Genomic DNA, 17,298 nt, shown 5'->3' with positions numbered 1-17,298 from the left:
CGCATGAGTGCAATAAGTGATGATGATCAACTGGAAAGTTTGAAATCCTTCACCAAGAAGTATGGTTCTTCTATCATTACTGGGATTCTGGTTGCGCTGATTGCCTTTTTCGGATGGGAATATTGGCAGAAGAAAAACTTAGCGGAGTCGCAAAAAGAAACTGCCCGGGTGCAACAGTTGATGGATGAAGCCGGTGCTGCACAAGGTGATGCTTTTGCTAAACTTGCAGAAACAGCGGACAAGATTGTCAAAGAAGCACCGGATTCAGCACAGGCGATCCAGACCCAGCTGGTCATGGCGAAACTGGCTTATGACAAGCAGGATTATGCTGCGGCTGAACGTGCCCTGAAGAAAGTTGAAAATTCGAAAGTGGACGACGCTGGTCTGGTGCAGATCGTCAAACTGCGACTGGCTTACGCACAGCTGGCACAGAAAAAATATGATGAAGCCTTAAAAACACTGGATGCAGTCACTGAGCCTGCATTCAAGGCAACCGCAGATGAAGCACGTGGTGATATCTATGTTGCCAAAAATGATATTGAAAATGCCAAAAAAGTGTATCAAAGTGCATGGGATGCCTTGGTAGAACGTAAAGAAGAACGTCAAATTTTACAAATTAAACTAGAAAGTGTAGGCGTATTGGTCGATGATCCTGAAATTGAACGCCCGATTATAGATACACAAGTGGAAGAAACTGAATGAATAGAAAATACAAACTCACCTGTGCCTTAACGGTTTTAACCCTTGCCCTTGCGGGGTGTGCGGGAAAAAGTATTAAAGTGGAAGAGGCCAAGCCAAATCCACTGCCAAAACTTGCACAGGCAAAAACTCTGGTTCCTGTATTTTCCAGCAGCGTTTCTTCGACTGATGAAGCCGATCCGTTACGTTTGCGTCTAGATGTCGATAATGGCGTGGTGTTCGCGGTCAATCCAAATGGTGAAGTGACGGCTTACCAAGGTAAACAACGCTTATGGCAGAAAAAAGTGACTAAAGCTGGTTTGAGCGCGGGTGTAGAAGCCGCTCAAGGTCTGGTGATTGTCGGGAATACCAAAGGCCAGTTGTTTGCACTGGATCAGCAAATTGGCGAGCAACGCTGGGCAGCACAATTATCTGGCGCGGTGATTGCGCCATCACTGATTCATGCCGATCGCGTGATTAGCATTGCTAATGATGGAACAGTATTTTCGCATGAAGCAGGCAGTGGTAAAGAAGTCTGGACTTATAAGCTGCCTAATGTACAATTCAGCCTCCGTGGTCAGGCTGCACCTGTTGCACTGGATCCACGCCATGTGCTGATCGCATCTGCGAATGGCTATATTTACGCTATCGATGCCGTAACAGGTGTGCCGAAAATGCAGCGCCGTGTTGCGGTGTCTGATGGCCGTTCTGATATCCAGCGTTTAAATGATATTGATGGTGAACCAGTAGTGGCTGGCCAGTTTGTTGTGACGACTAGTTATCAAGGTCAGGTGACTGTACTGGATCTGGCTTCACAGCAGATCATCTGGAGTGAGGATGCCAGCAGTATTCAACGTCCAGAAGTGGTCGGTAATGGAGTGTTTGTTGCTCAAACTGATGGCAAGATCGCGGCGTATGAAATTACCTCAGGCCAGAAACTTTGGGAAAATGACCAGTTGCTGCACCGTAAGCTGAGCAACCCAGTAATGTTGGGTGGTGATCTGGTGGTGGGTGATTTAGATGGTGTACTGCACCTGATTGATCCAGCAACGGGTCAGATTATTGGTCGTTCAAAAACGTCTGGTGAGGTGCGCACACTGCGTGTGATCGACAACCAGCTCTATGTTTCGACTCGCAAGGGCGCGTATAGCATCTGGCAGAATCGTTAATTTTTCTTTGGCTTATGCTAAAATAAGCCAACCGTATTTTTGACGCGGGGTGATTGAATATTCAATGCCCCGTGTTTTTATTTATTTTAGGCTTTAATCCTATTTCTATTTTCTTCCAGAACTTTCTGATGTTCAGGCCATTTTTAGACAGCCTGATATTGAATAAAGGTTAATCTATGAAACCCGTAATTGCGCTCATTGGTCGTCCGAACGTCGGAAAATCAACCCTGTTCAACCAGATAACCAAGAGCCGTGACGCATTGGTGGCAGACTTTGCCGGTCTGACACGTGACCGTAAATATGGCGATGCTGTCTATCAAAACAAATCCTTCATTGTGGTCGATACTGGCGGTATTGGTGAAACAGAAGGTGGTATCGACTCCTACATGGCAGAGCAGTCCAAAACTGCGATCCATGAAGCGGACATGATCATTTTTGTGGTCGATGCCCGTGCCGGACTATTGGCTTCTGATGAACAGATTGCCCGTGAATTACGGACTTTAGGTAAAAAAGTTTTTCTTGTTGCCAACAAGGTCGATGGGGTGCATGCAGAAGCCGCGCTGGTCGAGTTCTATAAACTCGGTATGGGTGAGCCGATGCAGGTAGCTGCCAGCCATGGTCGCGGTGTTCAGCAGATGCTTGAAGAAGTGCTGCAGGATGTGTCTGAAGATGAAAATCCGGAAGAACACGATGCTGATACCGGTTTACGTTTAGCGGTAATCGGTCGTCCTAATGTGGGTAAATCAACACTGGTGAACCGTCTGCTGGGTGAAGACCGTGTGGTGGCCTTTGACCAGCCAGGTACGACACGTGACTCAATCTATATCCCATTTGAGCGTGATGGCCGTAAATACACCCTGATTGATACTGCCGGTGTGCGCCGTAAAGGTAAAGTGGATGAGATGATTGAGAAATTCTCAATCGTGAAAACCTTGCAGGCAATGAAAGATGCCCATGTCGTGGTGATCGTTGTTGATGCGCGTGAAGGTATCGTCGAGCAGGACTTGCACCTGATTGGTTATGCGATTGACGCTGGTCGTGCCATCGTGATTGCGATTAACAAATGGGACAATATGTCTGAGTATGATCGCAAGCAATGTAAGTTGGATGTGGAGCGTCGCTTTGACTTTATTCCATGGGCGAAAATTCACTTGATTTCTGCACTGCATGGTACTGGAGTGGGGGATCTGTATCCATCGATTCACCGTGCCTACGAATCTTCGCATTTAAAAGTTTCACCTGCGAAAATCACCCAGATTTTGCAGGATGCAGTGGAAGCGCATCATCCACCGAAAGTACAAGGTCGTGCGATCAAAATGCGTTATGCGCATATTGGCGGACAGAACCCGCCGACCATCGTCATTCATGGTAACAAGGTCGATAAAACCCCTGCAGACTATCGCCGTTATTTGGAAAACGTATTCCGTAAGGTCTACAAGTTGGAAGGCACGCCAGTCAAAATCGAATTCAAGACTTCGGAAAACCCGTTTGAAGGTCGTAAAAATAAAGTGGATGAACGTACTGCTGCGCGTCGTCGCCGTTATGTCCAGAAATTCAAGAAAGCCGAGAAGAAATTCAAACGCGGTTGAGCTGTGTTGGAATCAAAAAAGCCTGCAGATGCAGGCTTTTTTATGTTTCTTAAATGATCTTGGTCATTAGATAGAACATTTCTTTGCTTTTTGGTAAATGCGAATATTTTCCAAATTCGCTACCGCTACATCCACAACATCTTGAGATGCTGCAGCATTATTTTGCGTATTATTACCACTTAATGCACTTGTGATTTTACTCGCGCGTGCAACAGATTCAGATTGACCTGCAAACGCAGAAAGCGCACCGCTCGCTAATCCGGCGAATCGTGATACCGGGTTATTTGCTTGGGCATTGGCCTGTTCTTGGGCTGCTTGAGCAGCTGCAAGTGTGCGTTCAAAGCTTTTTGCTTCAACTGCAAGATCTGTACAATCTAAAGTTTTTAAGTAACTGGTAGAATAAACACTATTATTCTTTTGAGAAGCAGCATTATAGTTCGAGGCGTATGCTGCATCTGCACGTGCAACAGCGGCATTTGCTTGGGCACGACTGCGTTCGATATTTGCTTCAGCCTGATCCATGATCGCCCCATTTTTTGCCCCTAATACTGTAGTTGCAGCTTCCAGCCAACTACCTGCAGAAACCGATAAAGATAACCCCCCTAGCATCAAGCTGAGCGCAAGCTTTTTATACATATAAAGACCCTCTTATTGAAGTGTTGTTAATTGTGTGATTATTGTAACGTTTTTTATTTTAATAGATATGACTTTATTTATCATCAAGTTATATCCTAAAGTCGAGTTGATTTTTGTAAGAAAAAATTCTGGAATCGTGAGAAATCGCTATGAAGCACAGGAAATCGATCACCTTAATCTTTGCTAATCGCAGGTTATGTTTATAATCGAGATGATAATTTAGATGTTTTAACTATTGTGCTAAACCAAATTCAAGTTCGGATCGCAGCTATTGATCAGATTATAATGAATACTCATGATGCTGATCAGCGCACATGGATACAAGTACGGAAACAGGCGATTTATCATTATCGTAATCAGCAATTGAAAGATTTTTTTCAAATAGAAGTCATACCTGAAGATTTAGCTGTCACTGAACATGGCAAACCTTATTTAAAAGCACATCCAGAGTATTCGTTTAATCATACCCATAGTAAGAATATGTATGCGCTAGCGTTGAGTAAACAGGTGGCTAATTTAGGTGTGGATATTGAAGAACTTAGTCGTAAGGTCCGTTTTGAAGCCTTGGCTGGGCATGCCTTTCATCCTGAAGAGTTTAAAATCTGGCAGTCACTGGATTATGATCCGGAATACTGGTTTAAGGTCTGGACGACCAAAGAAGCGGTACTAAAAGCCAATGGTCTTGGGATTCGGATCAATCTAAATGAGCTGAATACTCAAGTACATCCAAATCAAGATGGTGGCATGTGTGCTTTGCAAGGTTTAGGTACTTATGCCTATCAGAATTACCGGATTGGTGAATGTATGCTAAGTGTGGCCTGGCAGGCTGAGCAATCCTGCCGTGGATTTAGCTTCCCGCAGATTCAGATCTATCAGCATCCTCCTCTGCATAATATCTAAGAGCTAGGATTTTCGGGCAATCCATAGATTACTGAGCCGATTGACAAACTGTGGGCTTAGTCGTGACAAATGAAACAGAAACTGACTTCTAAAACCGACCAGACGATGCGTTGGGGTCAGTAGATGATCTTTGCGCTGTACCAGTTTTAAGATATCCCAAGCCACATCTTCGGCATTTAAATGCACGCCTATTGTTTTGATACTTTCCGCCTGCATGTCCTGCACCATTGCTGTATTTACAAATAGCGGCATTACATCCATAACCCGGATGCCATGTTTATGCCATTCAATATCCAGGCTTTCCGTGAGGCCACGTACTGCAAATTTGCTGGTGGAATAGGAAGCTAGATCGGCCTGTCCATAAATTGCAGAAGCAGACGACAGGTTTATGACTCGGGCAAAGGACGCACGTTTTAAAAAAGGAAAAGCGGCATGACAGCCATTGAGCATGCCTTTGACATTGATGTCGATAATTTGGTGATGGGATTCAATAGGTATCTGTTCGAAATTTCCAGAATACAGTACCCCGGCATTATTCACCAGAATATTGATTTCACCCGCCCAGTTTGCAAAATCATTCAAAGTAGTTTGCCAGGAGTCATAACTGGCAACATCCAGATAACCTGCATGCGCATGTGGGCCAAGCTTTTGAGCTAACTGTTCAGCCAGTGTGGTATTCAGATCATAGATCCCGACTTTATAACCCTGCTGGTAAAAAAGACTCGCAACCGCGGCACCAATTCCTTGTGCTGCACCGCTAATAAAGATACTGTGCATTTTATTGGTCTCCATGTTGGTTATTTTTATGGGTTGCTTTAGAGCATAACAAACATTGAGCACAAACAGATTTCTGGTCTGGTCAAAGAAAGAGGTTGTCAGGTGGAACAATTACTGAACATCATGCGTGAATTACGTGAAAAATGTCCTTGGGATCGGCAGCAGACTCCAGAATCCTTGACCCGTTATGCGATTGAAGAAGCTTATGAGGTTGAAGCTGCAGTGCGTTCCGGCAAGGCTGAAGATGTACGTGATGAACTTGGCGACCTGTTATTACAGGTGGTATTCCAGTCGCAGCTGTACAGCGAGCAGGGTGCATTTGATTTTCAGGATGTGGTGCAAGCAATTACGGATAAATTGATCCGCCGTCATCCACATGTGTTTCAGGCGGAGCAATTTGCCAAATTGAGTCCGGAAGATGTTTCTGTATTATGGAAAGAAATCAAAGCTAAGGAAAAGCAGGGCAAGCCATATTCACGGCTAGATGAAGTCAAACATGCACCGGCCTTGGTACAGGCTGATGAAATCCAGAAAAATGTGGCAAAAATCGGCTTTGATTTCCCTGATGTTGTCGGTGCTATGGGTAAACTCGAGGAAGAGTTAGAAGAGTTTAGACAGGCTTTGGCTGGACAAAATTCCGACGAAATTCAGGACGAGTTTGGCGACTGCTTATTTTCACTGATCAATGTTGGTCGTAAACTTGGGGTTTCGAGTGAGATGGCGCTGCTTGGAACCATTCATAAATTCCGCACTCGATTTGCCCTGATGGAGCATCAGGCAAAAGCACAAAACCTGAATATAGAAGACCTGTCACTGACTGAACTGGATCAGCTGTGGGAGCAGGCGAAACAACAATTAAAACAACAGGCGAACCATGACCAGAATCATTTATCCAGCAAAATACCGGAGGCTGATTAGCGCTCTGATCTTCATTTCATCTATACTGAGCAGTTCTTTTTCTGCTGTCCAGGCTGAAAGTTATGCAGAATGGAAGGCTCGACAGGAACAGCATGATGCCCGATTAAAACAGCAGCAGGCTACTCAGCAGATCAATCCTTCCAGCCATTATTTAAGTAAGCCGACTCTTTCAGCTGTTTCAAGTGCAGATAAGATCCGGCTCAATTCTGCCACGGCTGAACAGTTGCAGCAGTTGCATGGCATTGGTCAGAAAAAGGCTGAAGCGATCATTGAATATCGTAATACCCATGGCAAGTTTAAACGCATTGAAGATATTCAGCTGGTAAAGGGCATCGGTCCGGCTTTATTTGCCAAAAATCAGGCGCGATTGGCCCTGTAAATGGTCTGAATTTAAGGTGAATCCTCAATCAAGCATGATCTGAGGATTGACATAATCAAATTGCCCTTTAGCCGTGTAAGCGATATGATTAGCGTCATCTTAGAATTTTACGTTCAGACGTAGGAGACAGCGTCTTTTGCAAACTTTGCGCGCGTCAAAATGTGGTTTATCAACCGCTCAATTACCTTCTTATATCCTCGATGTGATTGATGCCTTAACCAAGGCTGGCTATGAAGCTTATATTGTTGGTGGCGGTGTCCGGGATCTGATGTTGGGACTGAATCCTAAGGATTTCGATGCTGTTACTAACGCGACTCCCGCTCAGGTCAAAGAAGTATTCGGACGTCGTTGTCGTATTATCGGACGTCGTTTTGAGCTTGCTCATGTCTACTCTGGTCGAGAATTGGTGGAAGTCGCGACTTTCCGTGCCCCGCCTAAAAAAGCAGTCACCTCGGCACAAGGGATGATCCTGCGTGACAATAACTGGGGCACCATTGAACAGGATTTTGCGCGCCGCGATTTTTCTATTAATGCGCTGTATTACCAGCCACGCAAAGGTATTGTGCTGGACTTCTGTAATGCCATTGACGACATCAAGCACAAGACCCTGCGTCTGTTAGGTGACCCGGCACTGCGTTTCGAGGAAGATCCGGTGCGGATGCTACGTACCTTACGTTTTGCTGCCAAGCTGAACTTCAGTATTGACCCAGCGATTCTGGACATCTTTACCCCGGAAATGACCCAGTTGCTGCGCGATGTCTCTCCGCACCGTCTTTATGATGAGTCGCAGAAGCTGTTTACCATGGGACATCTGCAACGCGTACTGCCAATGCTGATAGATTTTGGTATCTGGCGTCAGCTGTTTGCGGATATCAAACCGGAAATATCACCATTCATTGAATTGGCTGCCAAGAATACCGATCAACGTATTTCGATTGGCAAGACCATCAACCCGGCATTCTTCTATGCGGTGTTGCTGTGGAAGCCATTCCTGGAACGTTGCGATTTTTATCTGGGCAAAGGGGTGGTACCTGCCGAAGCTCGTGCTCAAGCGGGTCTGGATGTTTTAAAACGTCAGGCTACGCGTACTATCATTCCACGTTTTGCAGAAACTTTTATCCGCGAAGTCTGGGAAATGCAGACTCGTTTGCTAAATCCAAAACCACAACAGATTGAAGCCTTGTCAGGTCATGCCCGTTTCCGTGCCGGTTTCGACTTCTTGTTGCTACGTGAAAAGTCTGGCGATGAAACAGCTCAAGGCATGGGTAGCTGGTGGGATGCTTATCAGCAGATGACCGCAGACGAAAAAGAACGCGCGATTGCTCAGTATAATCGGCAGCGTGCCAAGAATCGTCGTAAGGCTAGTCAGGAAGAACATCTGGAACAGCATCTGGCTGCTCAGGAAACTGCTGAGATTGAGCCATTGGTAAATGAGCCAGAACCACGTAGCCGTCGTGCCCGTAAAGCCAAAATGGAAGCTGCTGCTAAACCTGTTTCTCATGCGGCAGCCAGCAGCAGTGGCGAGATCGGTCCAGATCATCCAATTTTGAAACGCAAACGTGTACAGCGTGATTTAAGCCAGGTTGTTTTTGGACCGACACAATGATCACGACTTATATCGGTTTAGGTAGTAATCTCGGGGATTCTCGCCAGATTCTGGCAGATGCGGTACAGAAACTGGCAACTTTAGGGCAGGTGAGAGTCTCGCATCTGTACCAGAGCCCACCAATGGGACCGCAGGATCAGCCCAATTATCACAATGCCGTGGCAGAGCTTATTACCGATCTGGCGCCATTGGATTTGCTGGATCGTTTGCAGGCATTTGAACAGGAAGCGGGTCGGGTACGTCTGCGTCATTGGGGGGAACGTACCTTAGATTTGGATTTGCTCATCTATGGGGATGAACGGATTCAGAATGAGCGTTTGACTGTGCCGCATGTCGGTGTATTGGAGCGCGATTTTGTATTATTGCCGCTGTTGGATCTGAATGCTGATTTGCAGCTGAATGGACAAACATTAAAAGACCTGGACATCGTAAAACAATCGACCTTAACGGTACTGGATCGTACCAACTGGGCGAATCTTTAATTTTTAAGTGATTGGCATGTTCGCGAGAACTTCAATTTAGAGAGGAACACCTTCATGATCAGTCTGAGTGACTTAAGACGATTCAAGGCGGACGGCCGCAAATTCTCCTGCCTGACCTGCTACGATGCCAGTATGGCCAAAGCCATGGAAATCGCCGAAGTGGATAGCATTCTGATCGGGGATTCTCTGGGTATGACCATTCAGGGGCATGACTCTACTTTACCAGTGACTGTCGCAGATATGGCCTATCATACGGCTGCAGTGCGTCGTGCGAACCAGCATGCCTTTATCCTGACTGATCTGCCATTTATGAGCTATGCAACATTAAATGATGCTTTGCAAAGTGCACGTACCGTGATGCAAGCAGGTGCGCAGATGGTGAAGCTGGAAGGCGGTGCCTGGCTGGCTGAAACGGTACAGGTGATGACCCGTAATGGTATTCCGGTGTGTGTGCATTTAGGTCTGACTCCACAATCGGTAAACGTGTTTGGCGGTTATAAATTACAGGCACGTAGCCGTGCCGCAGCAGATCAGCTAATTACTGACTGTAAGGCAGTGGTAGAAGCCGGTGCAGCATTGCTGTTGCTGGAATGTGTGCCTGCACAGCTCGGTAAAGAAGTCGCAGACCTATTCCCGGATATTCCGGTGATCGGGATTGGTGCTGGAGCTGATACCGATGGTCAGGTACTGGTGGTACAGGACATGCTCGGTCTGAACTTCGGCCATATGGCTAAATTTGTACGCAACTTTATGCAAGAACAATCAGGTGCCAATGCAATCCTGGATGCATTCAAGGCTTATCATGCAGCCGTGTTAGATGGCTCATTTCCTGCACCTGAACATACCTTCCAGGTTGAGTTATAAGATGAAAACAGAAACAACAATCCAAGGTTTAGCAGCATCGTTAAATCCGGCGCGTTCAGCACGTAAGATCATCGGCTTCGTACCGACCATGGGTAATCTGCATCAAGGTCACCTGAATTTGGTACGTGAAGCACGCAAGCTGTGTGATGTAGTCGTGGTCAGTATCTTTGTGAATCCAATCCAGTTTGGACCAAATGAAGATTTTGATAACTATCCACGTACTTTGGAACAGGATCAGAAGTTGCTGGCTGAAGTGGGTTGTGACATCGTCTTTGCTCCAACTGTTGAGCAGATGTATGGTACCAAGCCGCGTCTGACCAATATCAGCGTGTCTGACATCACCAATGACCTGTGTGGTCTGCAACGTCCAGGCCATTTTGATGGCGTGGCTGTGGTTGTTACCAAATTGTTTAACATTGTGCAGCCAAACTATGCCTTCTTTGGTGAAAAGGATTATCAGCAGCTGGCAGTAATCCGCCAGTTTGTACAGGATCTGAATATTCCACTGGAAGTGATTGGTGTGCCTATTACCCGTGCAGAAGATGGTCTGGCTTTAAGTTCTCGTAATGGATACCTGTCTGAAGAAGAACGTCAGACTGCACCGACCATTTACCGTAGCCTGAAAGCTGCTGAACAGCAGTTGCATGAAGGTGCAACTCTGGATGCAGCATTGGCAGGTATTCGGCAGATGCTGACCGATGCCGGTTTTGTGGTGGACTACGTAGAAGCACGCACCCCAGAACTGCAAAAAATTGATGAGTTTAATCAGGATGTGGTGCTATTCATCGCTGCTAAACTGGGCAAGACTCGTTTGATTGACAATCTGCAGGTAAAATACTCTGCATAATCATAGAAAGGATCGCAGTGCATGAAGCGCATACTGATCGTCACAGGACAATCCGGTTCAGGTAAATCATCTGCCTTGCAGGTGCTAGAAGACTTGGGCTATTACTGTATCGATAATTTGCCGCTAGCATTGCTGCCTGAAATTGTTGCCAAGCTGGATCAGGAAAATAGCCTGGAGCAGTTAGCCTTGGGTGTGGATGTTCGCAGTACCCGTGCTGATCTGCAAGAATTTGATCATGTTTTTGAACAACTGCAGAAACATGGTACGGTGGATGTGATTTACCTGACCACACAGGATCAGGAACTGATTGCACGCTTTAGTGCGTCACGCCGACCACATCCATTGTCAGGTCGCTTTAACAGTTTGGCGCAGTGTATTGAAGAAGAAAAATTGCTGCTGCTCCCGATCCAAATGCGTTCGACTGTGCATATTGATACCACAGACAAGAGCGTACACGACCTGAAGCATACCTTGCTGCACAAGCTGGGCCAGACCGATAACCTGATCGTGATTCTACAATCCTTTGGCTATAAGCATGGCATTCCCTTAGATGCGGATTATGTGTTTGATATACGCCATCTGCCAAACCCGCACTGGGATCTGGAGCTGCGTAAATATTCTGGACTGGATCAACCTGTGCAGACTTTCCTGGAACAGAGTGAACAGGTTGAAGAAATGTTCCTGGATATTTACCATTTTCTGGACAAATGGTTACCTGCATTCGCAGAAGGGCATCGTCACTATATTACTGTGTCGATTGGTTGTACCGGTGGTCAGCATCGTTCTGTTTATATTGTGGATAGACTAAAAAAAGCGCTTGAGGCAAAATGGTCTGTTCAAGTCCTCCACCGAGAAATGAAGCACTGGTCATGATTGATACGACTGTTGACGTAATTAACAAACTGGGTTTACATGCGCGTGCATCAGGCAAGCTGATTGAAGTCACCACCAAATTTCGTTCCAATATCCAGATTGGAAAGGGTGACAAGCTTGTTGATGCGAAAAATATCATGTCCCTGCTCATGCTGGGTGCTGGGAAGGGAACAACTTTACGCTTGGTGCTGGATGGAGCAGATGAGGAAAAAGCCTTGTCTGAAATCCAGGCACTGTTTGCAGCAAAATTTTACGAGGCAGATTAATCGTGGCACGTCGACCGCACAGTTTTACTGAAGAAGACTTTGAATCTTTAGAAGGACGTGCAAGTAAAACCGAACAGAAAAAAGCTGTCCAGCGAATGGCAGCTTTAGGCGCACAGCTTGCAGAGCTGAGTGTCAAACAAATTCAGAATCTGCCTGTTGAGGAACGTCTGATTGATGCGTTGCTTGATGTGCAGACGATTACCTCCAATGAAGCACGCCGTCGCCAGTTTCAGCGTATTGGTAAGTTACTGCGCAATGAAGATGAAAATGTGATCCTGTCTTATCTGACCCCGAAACAGGGGTTGAAAAAGACCGCACAATTACAACGTTGGACTGATCGTCTGATCAAAGATGGTGATCCTGCGATTAATGAATTTACCAAAATTTATAATGCGACCGAGCGTCACACCTTGCGTCAGCATGTATTACGTGTGCATCGCGATATCAAGAACCAGTTACCAGAAGAAGAGCTGGCAGCATCACGTCAGAAGCTGTTTAACTATGTGCAGCAGGTCGCGCTGATTTCTGATAACTGATGAATTGATATAGCGAAAATAAAAAGCGGCCTTTAAAGGTCGCTTTTTTTATGGGTATGAGATATAGATTGATCCGAAAAAAGAATTTTAATGCAATCGAAAAAGCATAGCCCGAAACAAAGTGAAGCGGTTGAAGAGAACTGTAGTGCCTGTTTACAAATTAAAAGACTCAAATTCCGATCAATCACCAAGAAATTGGTAGATTTTGCCACTCTGTTGGTCTTTTATTTACAAGAAATACACACAGAACAAAGTACATTAATTTAAAAATTTATTTAAAGTGAACAATCATTTAAAAGAAAAAATTGGAGAAAACCAAAATAGCAATGAAAAGTGAATAGTAAGGCTGATTTTATAAATAGTACTTTAAATCCGCTATCTTAGCGTTTTTAGTTAGAACTATTGAATAAATGATATATGCTGAGCTAGTGCTTATCATGCTGCTGTGGTACAAAAAATAATCATAATGTGGACATGCTCGTTAGTTTACAAATAACGGGTAATTTCAAACTTGTTTTACAATTTTTAAAGAAAAAACACGCTGATACGTAGTTAAATGTAAGCTAATAACTTGGTCTTGATGTCAGATTATGTCGTTGAGACAATATAAATACTTTGTTATTGATTGTATAAATTTGGTCGAATAAAAAAAACCATGTGAGGCAGAGATGAAGCTTAACCTTTTGGAGATAGGTCAAAATACTGAACAGCTCAGCTCGTGCCGCCTGTCTTTGATTTTGGGTGTCCATACCAATAATAACCTGATTTATACCTTTTCCAAGGTCGCACGTCGGTTGCTCAAGGTAGATAAATGCCTGCTGGGTTTTCATAAAGAGCCTTATATCTGGTATACCACTAACACTGGCTTTTGGGGTTTTGAAACACCGCCAGAATTAAATCTGCTACATTATCTGCAAAATGACGTCTATCTGGATCGCACACATCCCGCCTATGCCGAAATGTCGGAATATTTGCGGGCTCATGGGGTCGAACATCAGCGTTTTATTTCTTATAATCTCAAAGTTAATGAAACCCATTCAATTGGCCATGTGGTTTTTTTTGATGATCAACAGGATGCTTTCGAAGCAGAAGACATCAGTCTGGTGCGGGAGTTTGCCGATGGATTGGTTGGCTTGATTCGCCTGCATGAAGACTATAATGAATTGAAAGAATTGTACGAACAGCAATGTGCGATGAACTTCAGTAAGACTAAGTTCTTCCAGATCATTGCGCATGACCTGCGTGCACCGTTCCATGGCTTGCTCGGGTTTTCCGAAGTGCTGGCAGAAGAGCGGGAGACGCTGGATGAATCCAGTATCCAGAGCATCACAGAATATCTGTATGACAATGCCAAATCCACCTATAACCTGCTGGAAAGCCTGCTGACCTGGGCTATGGCCGAGGGTGGGCGTTTTGTCTATCACCCGATTAATTTCGAGTTAAAACAGTCTAGCAAAATTGTTTGTGATGTGCTGAAAAGCCTAGCGTTAAACAAGAAAATTGCCCTGATCGATCGGATTCCTGAAGGCGTTAAAGTCAATGCCGATATCAATATGATTACCTCAGTGTTGCAAAACCTGGTCTCTAACGCGCTGAAATTTACCCCGACCAATCAGGAAGGACAGGTGATTTTGTATGCTGAAGCCGAAGATGAACTGGTAAGAATCCAGGTGCAGGATACCGGCCTCGGTATGACCGAAGAACAGATGAAGAACCTGTTCAAGCCAGATCTGGTGGTCAGCGTTAAAGGTACCGCGGAAGAAAAAGGTGCAGGTCTTGGTCTGGTGCTATGTAAGCGCTTTGTGGATCTGAACCATGGCCAGATTTATGTCGACTCTAAGGAAGGCCAGGGTACAACATTCACAGTATTACTCCCGAAAGCCACCAATGAACATCAGGCTTTGGCTGTGCCTGAACCTGCTGCCGTTCAAAAAGTACAGAATTAATTTCTCTCCAAGCATTCCCAGTCTAGTCAGTCTCCTGTTATAACTAGAAAAAATATGACAGGGGACTGGACTGAAAATGAATCAAGTGCAATTGCAGAAAACCTTAAGGGCAAGCCAATATGCTGAACAGGTATTGTCCAAACATGCGGCTTTGCTGGAACAGGATTATGCAGTTGACCATTTTCAGGGTGGACTCAGTACCGAAAAAATCAATCAATATGTCACGGAAACTTTGGCGGGGCTAAGTGATGAAGCCGAGTGGATGAGTGCGCTACGCATTCTGCGTGACCGTCTGATGTTTCGCTGGATCTGGCAGGATGCCAACCAGATGATTGAAGTCATGGCCCTGACCAAGGAATTGTCAGACTTCGCTGATGCTGCGATCTGTGCTGCTAAAGATTTTGCCCGGATTCCTCTGGTAGAAAAATATGGCCAACCGATTGGCTATAACGGCAAGGTGCAAGACCTTATCGTCATCGCCATGGGGAAACTTGGCGCACAGGAACTGAATTTATCTAGCGATATCGACCTAATCTTTGCCTTTGACGAGCAGGGTGAAACTGATGGTCGTAAATGCATTGATGTGCAAGAGTTCTGTATTCTTTGGGGACAAAAACTGATTTATCTGCTGGATCATATTACTGCAGATGGTTTTGTGTTCCGCGTGGATATGCGTTTACGTCCGTGGGGCGATGGCTCTCCACTGGTGATCAGCCATATGGCGCTAGAAAAATACCTGAGCCAGCACGGCCGTGAATGGGAACGTTATGCCTGGATCAAGGCGCGTATCGTCAATCCAAGTCCGGAAGGTCAGGAACTATTGGAAATGACCCGTCCTTTCGTGTTCCGTCGCTATGTAGATTACAGCGCTTTCGCTGCCATGCGTGAAATGAAAGCCATGATCCAGCGTGAAGTACAGCGCCGCAATATTGAAGATGATATCAAGCTCGGCGCTGGCGGGATCCGTGAAGTTGAATTTATTGTGCAGGTCTTCCAGCTGATCTATGGCGGTTCCAAACTAGAATTACAGGACCGGCAGTGTCTGGTGAGCTTACGACATTTGGTCAATGCGGAGCTGCTGGATGCTCAGGCAGTAGAAGACCTCGAAGATGCTTACCTGTTCTTACGTCGGGTCGAACATGCAATTCAGGCGCTGAATGACCAGCAGACCCAGTCTTTGCCAACAGAAGATGAGCCACGTCAGCGCATTGTAGATACGCTTGGTTTTGCCAGCTGGGATGACTTCATGCAGGTATTGAACCAGAAACGTGCCAAGGTTATTTACCAGTTTGAACATTTGATCAAGGAAAGTAGCCCGGAAACCCAAGTCTCCAATTTTTCCCAGCTGGAACAGCAACTGAATCAGGTATTGGATGAAGATGCACGCAATCTGGTGCATGAATTCTGGAACAGCAATACCCTGAAAAAACTGCCAGTCAAAGCCATGCAGCGTTTGAAAACCTTCTGGCCTTACCTGATTGAAGCGATTTTACAGTCCGATCAGCCGCAGATTGCCCTGATTCGTTTGATGCCATTGGTAGAGTCGGTACTGCGCCGTACGGTCTATCTGGTGATGCTGATTGAAAGCAAAGGTGCCTTGCAGCGTCTGGTGAAAATGGCGACAGTGAGTCCATGGATTTGTGAAGAGCTGACCCATTATCCGGTACTGCTGGATGAATTCCTGTCGATGGATTTTGAGCTGCCAAAGCGTAAGGATCTAGAAGATTCATTGCGTCAGCAGTTACTGCGTATCGAGATCGATCAGGTCGAGGATCAGATGCGGATACTGCGCTTGTTTAAAAAATCCAATGTCTTGGCGGTTGCAGCGAGTGATGTGCTGGCAGAAAGCCCATTAATGAAAGTCTCCGATGCCCTCACCGATATTGCAGAAGTCTCCGTGAATGCCGCGCTGCATCTGGCTTATCAGATCGTGGCGAAAAAACATGGCTTCCCGCTGGATGCTGAAGGACAGCGTTGTTCGATCGATCACACTGCCTTTGTGGTGATCGGATATGGTAAAGTAGGAGGGATCGAGCTCGGGTATGGTTCGGACCTAGACTTAGTGTTTATCCACTATATGGATGAACAGGCGGATACGGATGGCCAGAAGCCGATCAGTGGTTTTGAATTTGCCATGCGTGTGGCACAAAAATTCATGTCATTGATGACGACGCAAACCCTGGATGGACGGGTCTATGAGATTGATACGCGTCTGCGTCCATCTGGAGAAGCAGGTCTGCTGGTCACTAGTCTAAAAGCATTTGAACATTATCAGTTTAAGAGCGCTTGGCTATGGGAACATCAGGCCTTGGTACGTGCTCGCTCGATTGCAGGAGATCTGCAGCTACGCCAGAAATTCGAAACTTTGCGCTGTGATGTATTGACCCAGAAACGGGATATCAATCATGTACGTGAAGAAGTACTGAAAATGCGTCAGAAAATGAAAGATCATCTGGGTTCTTCAAAAGAGCAGAAAAAAGATGGGATTTTTCATTTAAAACAGGACGCAGGTGGTATCGTCGATATCGAATTTATGGCACAGTATGCAGTATTGGCTTGGAGTGGGGCGAATAAAGATCTCGCACATTACTCTGACAACGTAAGAATCCTTGAGGATGCCGCAAAATCAGGTTGCTTATCCAGCGACGATGCGACTGCTCTGATTCAAGCTTATCTCCGTGAACGCGCTGAGAGCCATCGTTTAGCCCTTGCAAATCAATCCATGCAAGTGTCTGCGAGCGACTGGCACGATACCCGAAAGACCGTTTGCAAGTTATGGCAAAGACTGATTGATCCAAGTGCAGTATTTGCACTGGATAGTGAATAATTGTG

Annotated in this window: 17 protein-coding genes; 15 read left to right on the top strand and 2 right to left on the bottom strand. The window is 45.7% G+C overall.

The features are described 5' to 3' along the window. Positions 1–3 precede the first annotated feature (3 nt). The 3 genes from ABEF84_RS12855 to der all read left to right on the top strand — a co-directional run bounded on the left by ABEF84_RS12855 (position 4) and on the right by der (position 3,436). On the top strand, positions 4–702 hold the full coding sequence (locus ABEF84_RS12855; protein WP_347453145.1) for a tetratricopeptide repeat protein: 699 nt from the start codon (positions 4–6) through the stop codon (positions 700–702). Then, entirely contained in the window at positions 699–1,847 is a 1,149-nt protein-coding gene (gene bamB, locus ABEF84_RS12850; protein WP_347473694.1) for an outer membrane protein assembly factor BamB, read from the top strand. Before ABEF84_RS12855 ends, bamB begins: the two co-directional genes overlap by 4 nt. 176 nt (positions 1,848–2,023) lie before the next feature. Beyond that, positions 2,024–3,436: a ribosome biogenesis GTPase Der gene (gene der, locus ABEF84_RS12845; protein ID WP_347464124.1), complete on the top strand. Its 1,413-nt coding sequence runs from the start codon at positions 2,024–2,026 to the stop codon at positions 3,434–3,436. 66 nt (positions 3,437–3,502) lie between these two features. Here der and ABEF84_RS12840 read toward each other — a convergent pair whose 3' ends face one another. Continuing rightward, positions 3,503–4,072 (bottom strand): hypothetical protein, encoded by a 570-nt coding sequence (locus ABEF84_RS12840; RefSeq protein WP_347453142.1) that lies wholly within the window; start codon positions 4,070–4,072, stop codon positions 3,503–3,505. Positions 4,073–4,357: 285 nt separating this feature from the next. Between ABEF84_RS12840 and ABEF84_RS12835 the strand changes: the two genes are divergently transcribed. Beyond that, positions 4,358–4,972: a 4'-phosphopantetheinyl transferase superfamily protein gene (locus ABEF84_RS12835; RefSeq protein ID WP_347453141.1), complete on the top strand. Its 615-nt coding sequence runs from the start codon at positions 4,358–4,360 to the stop codon at positions 4,970–4,972. Positions 4,973–4,975: 3 nt separating this feature from the next. Here ABEF84_RS12835 and ABEF84_RS12830 read toward each other — a convergent pair whose 3' ends face one another. Continuing rightward, complete coding sequence (locus ABEF84_RS12830) at positions 4,976–5,749, bottom strand: SDR family oxidoreductase (RefSeq protein WP_347454717.1); 774 nt, start codon at positions 5,747–5,749, stop codon at positions 4,976–4,978. 102 nt (positions 5,750–5,851) lie between these two features. Between ABEF84_RS12830 and mazG the strand changes: the two genes are divergently transcribed. The 11 genes from mazG (at position 5,852) to glnE (ending at position 17,293) form a co-directional block, all read left to right on the top strand. Next, positions 5,852–6,667: a nucleoside triphosphate pyrophosphohydrolase gene (mazG, locus tag ABEF84_RS12825; protein ID WP_347454718.1), complete on the top strand. Its 816-nt coding sequence runs from the start codon at positions 5,852–5,854 to the stop codon at positions 6,665–6,667. Beyond that, the gene (locus ABEF84_RS12820; RefSeq protein WP_347454719.1) at positions 6,624–7,046 is read left to right on the top strand and encodes a ComEA family DNA-binding protein; all 423 of its coding nucleotides are present in this window, start codon (positions 6,624–6,626) and stop codon (positions 7,044–7,046) included. Before mazG ends, ABEF84_RS12820 begins: the two co-directional genes overlap by 44 nt. A gap of 136 nt (positions 7,047–7,182) precedes the next feature. Beyond that, positions 7,183–8,652: a polynucleotide adenylyltransferase PcnB gene (gene pcnB, locus ABEF84_RS12815; protein ID WP_347454720.1), complete on the top strand. Its 1,470-nt coding sequence runs from the start codon at positions 7,183–7,185 to the stop codon at positions 8,650–8,652. Continuing rightward, a complete protein-coding gene (folK, locus tag ABEF84_RS12810) occupies positions 8,649–9,134 on the top strand; it encodes a 2-amino-4-hydroxy-6-hydroxymethyldihydropteridine diphosphokinase (RefSeq protein WP_347455983.1) in 486 nt (161 codons plus the stop codon). The genes pcnB and folK overlap by 4 nt, the downstream gene beginning before the upstream one ends. Positions 9,135–9,188: 54 nt before the next feature. Continuing rightward, positions 9,189–9,998 carry a 3-methyl-2-oxobutanoate hydroxymethyltransferase gene (panB, locus tag ABEF84_RS12805; RefSeq protein WP_347454722.1) on the top strand — a complete coding sequence of 270 codons (810 nt, stop codon included), beginning with the start codon at positions 9,189–9,191 and terminating at the stop codon, positions 9,996–9,998. A gap of 1 nt (position 9,999) precedes the next feature. After that, the gene (gene panC, locus ABEF84_RS12800; protein ID WP_347453135.1) at positions 10,000–10,845 is read left to right on the top strand and encodes a pantoate--beta-alanine ligase; all 846 of its coding nucleotides are present in this window, start codon (positions 10,000–10,002) and stop codon (positions 10,843–10,845) included. A 21-nt stretch (positions 10,846–10,866) separates the two neighbouring features. Beyond that, complete coding sequence (gene rapZ, locus ABEF84_RS12795) at positions 10,867–11,718, top strand: RNase adapter RapZ (RefSeq protein WP_347453134.1); 852 nt, start codon at positions 10,867–10,869, stop codon at positions 11,716–11,718. Continuing rightward, on the top strand, positions 11,715–11,984 hold the full coding sequence (locus ABEF84_RS12790; RefSeq protein WP_034587207.1) for an HPr family phosphocarrier protein: 270 nt from the start codon (positions 11,715–11,717) through the stop codon (positions 11,982–11,984). The genes rapZ and ABEF84_RS12790 overlap by 4 nt, the downstream gene beginning before the upstream one ends. A 2-nt stretch (positions 11,985–11,986) precedes the next feature. After that, positions 11,987–12,520 carry a ribosome biogenesis factor YjgA gene (gene yjgA, locus ABEF84_RS12785; protein WP_034587205.1) on the top strand — a complete coding sequence of 178 codons (534 nt, stop codon included), beginning with the start codon at positions 11,987–11,989 and terminating at the stop codon, positions 12,518–12,520. A gap of 668 nt (positions 12,521–13,188) precedes the next feature. Further along, the gene (locus ABEF84_RS12780; RefSeq protein ID WP_347464126.1) at positions 13,189–14,466 is read left to right on the top strand and encodes a HAMP domain-containing sensor histidine kinase; all 1,278 of its coding nucleotides are present in this window, start codon (positions 13,189–13,191) and stop codon (positions 14,464–14,466) included. Between the two features lie 76 nt (positions 14,467–14,542). Continuing rightward, positions 14,543–17,293, top strand: coding sequence for a bifunctional [glutamate--ammonia ligase]-adenylyl-L-tyrosine phosphorylase/[glutamate--ammonia-ligase] adenylyltransferase (glnE, locus tag ABEF84_RS12775; protein WP_347473693.1), 2,751 nt, complete (start codon positions 14,543–14,545; stop codon positions 17,291–17,293). Positions 17,294–17,298: the final 5 nt, after the last annotated feature.

This window comes from Acinetobacter sp. ANC 7912 (assembly GCF_039862785.1).
Lineage (GTDB): Bacteria > Pseudomonadota > Gammaproteobacteria > Pseudomonadales > Moraxellaceae > Acinetobacter > Acinetobacter thermotolerans.
The sequence above is the reverse complement of the archived record's forward strand: the minus strand, read 5'-3'. Positions and strand labels throughout refer to the sequence as shown.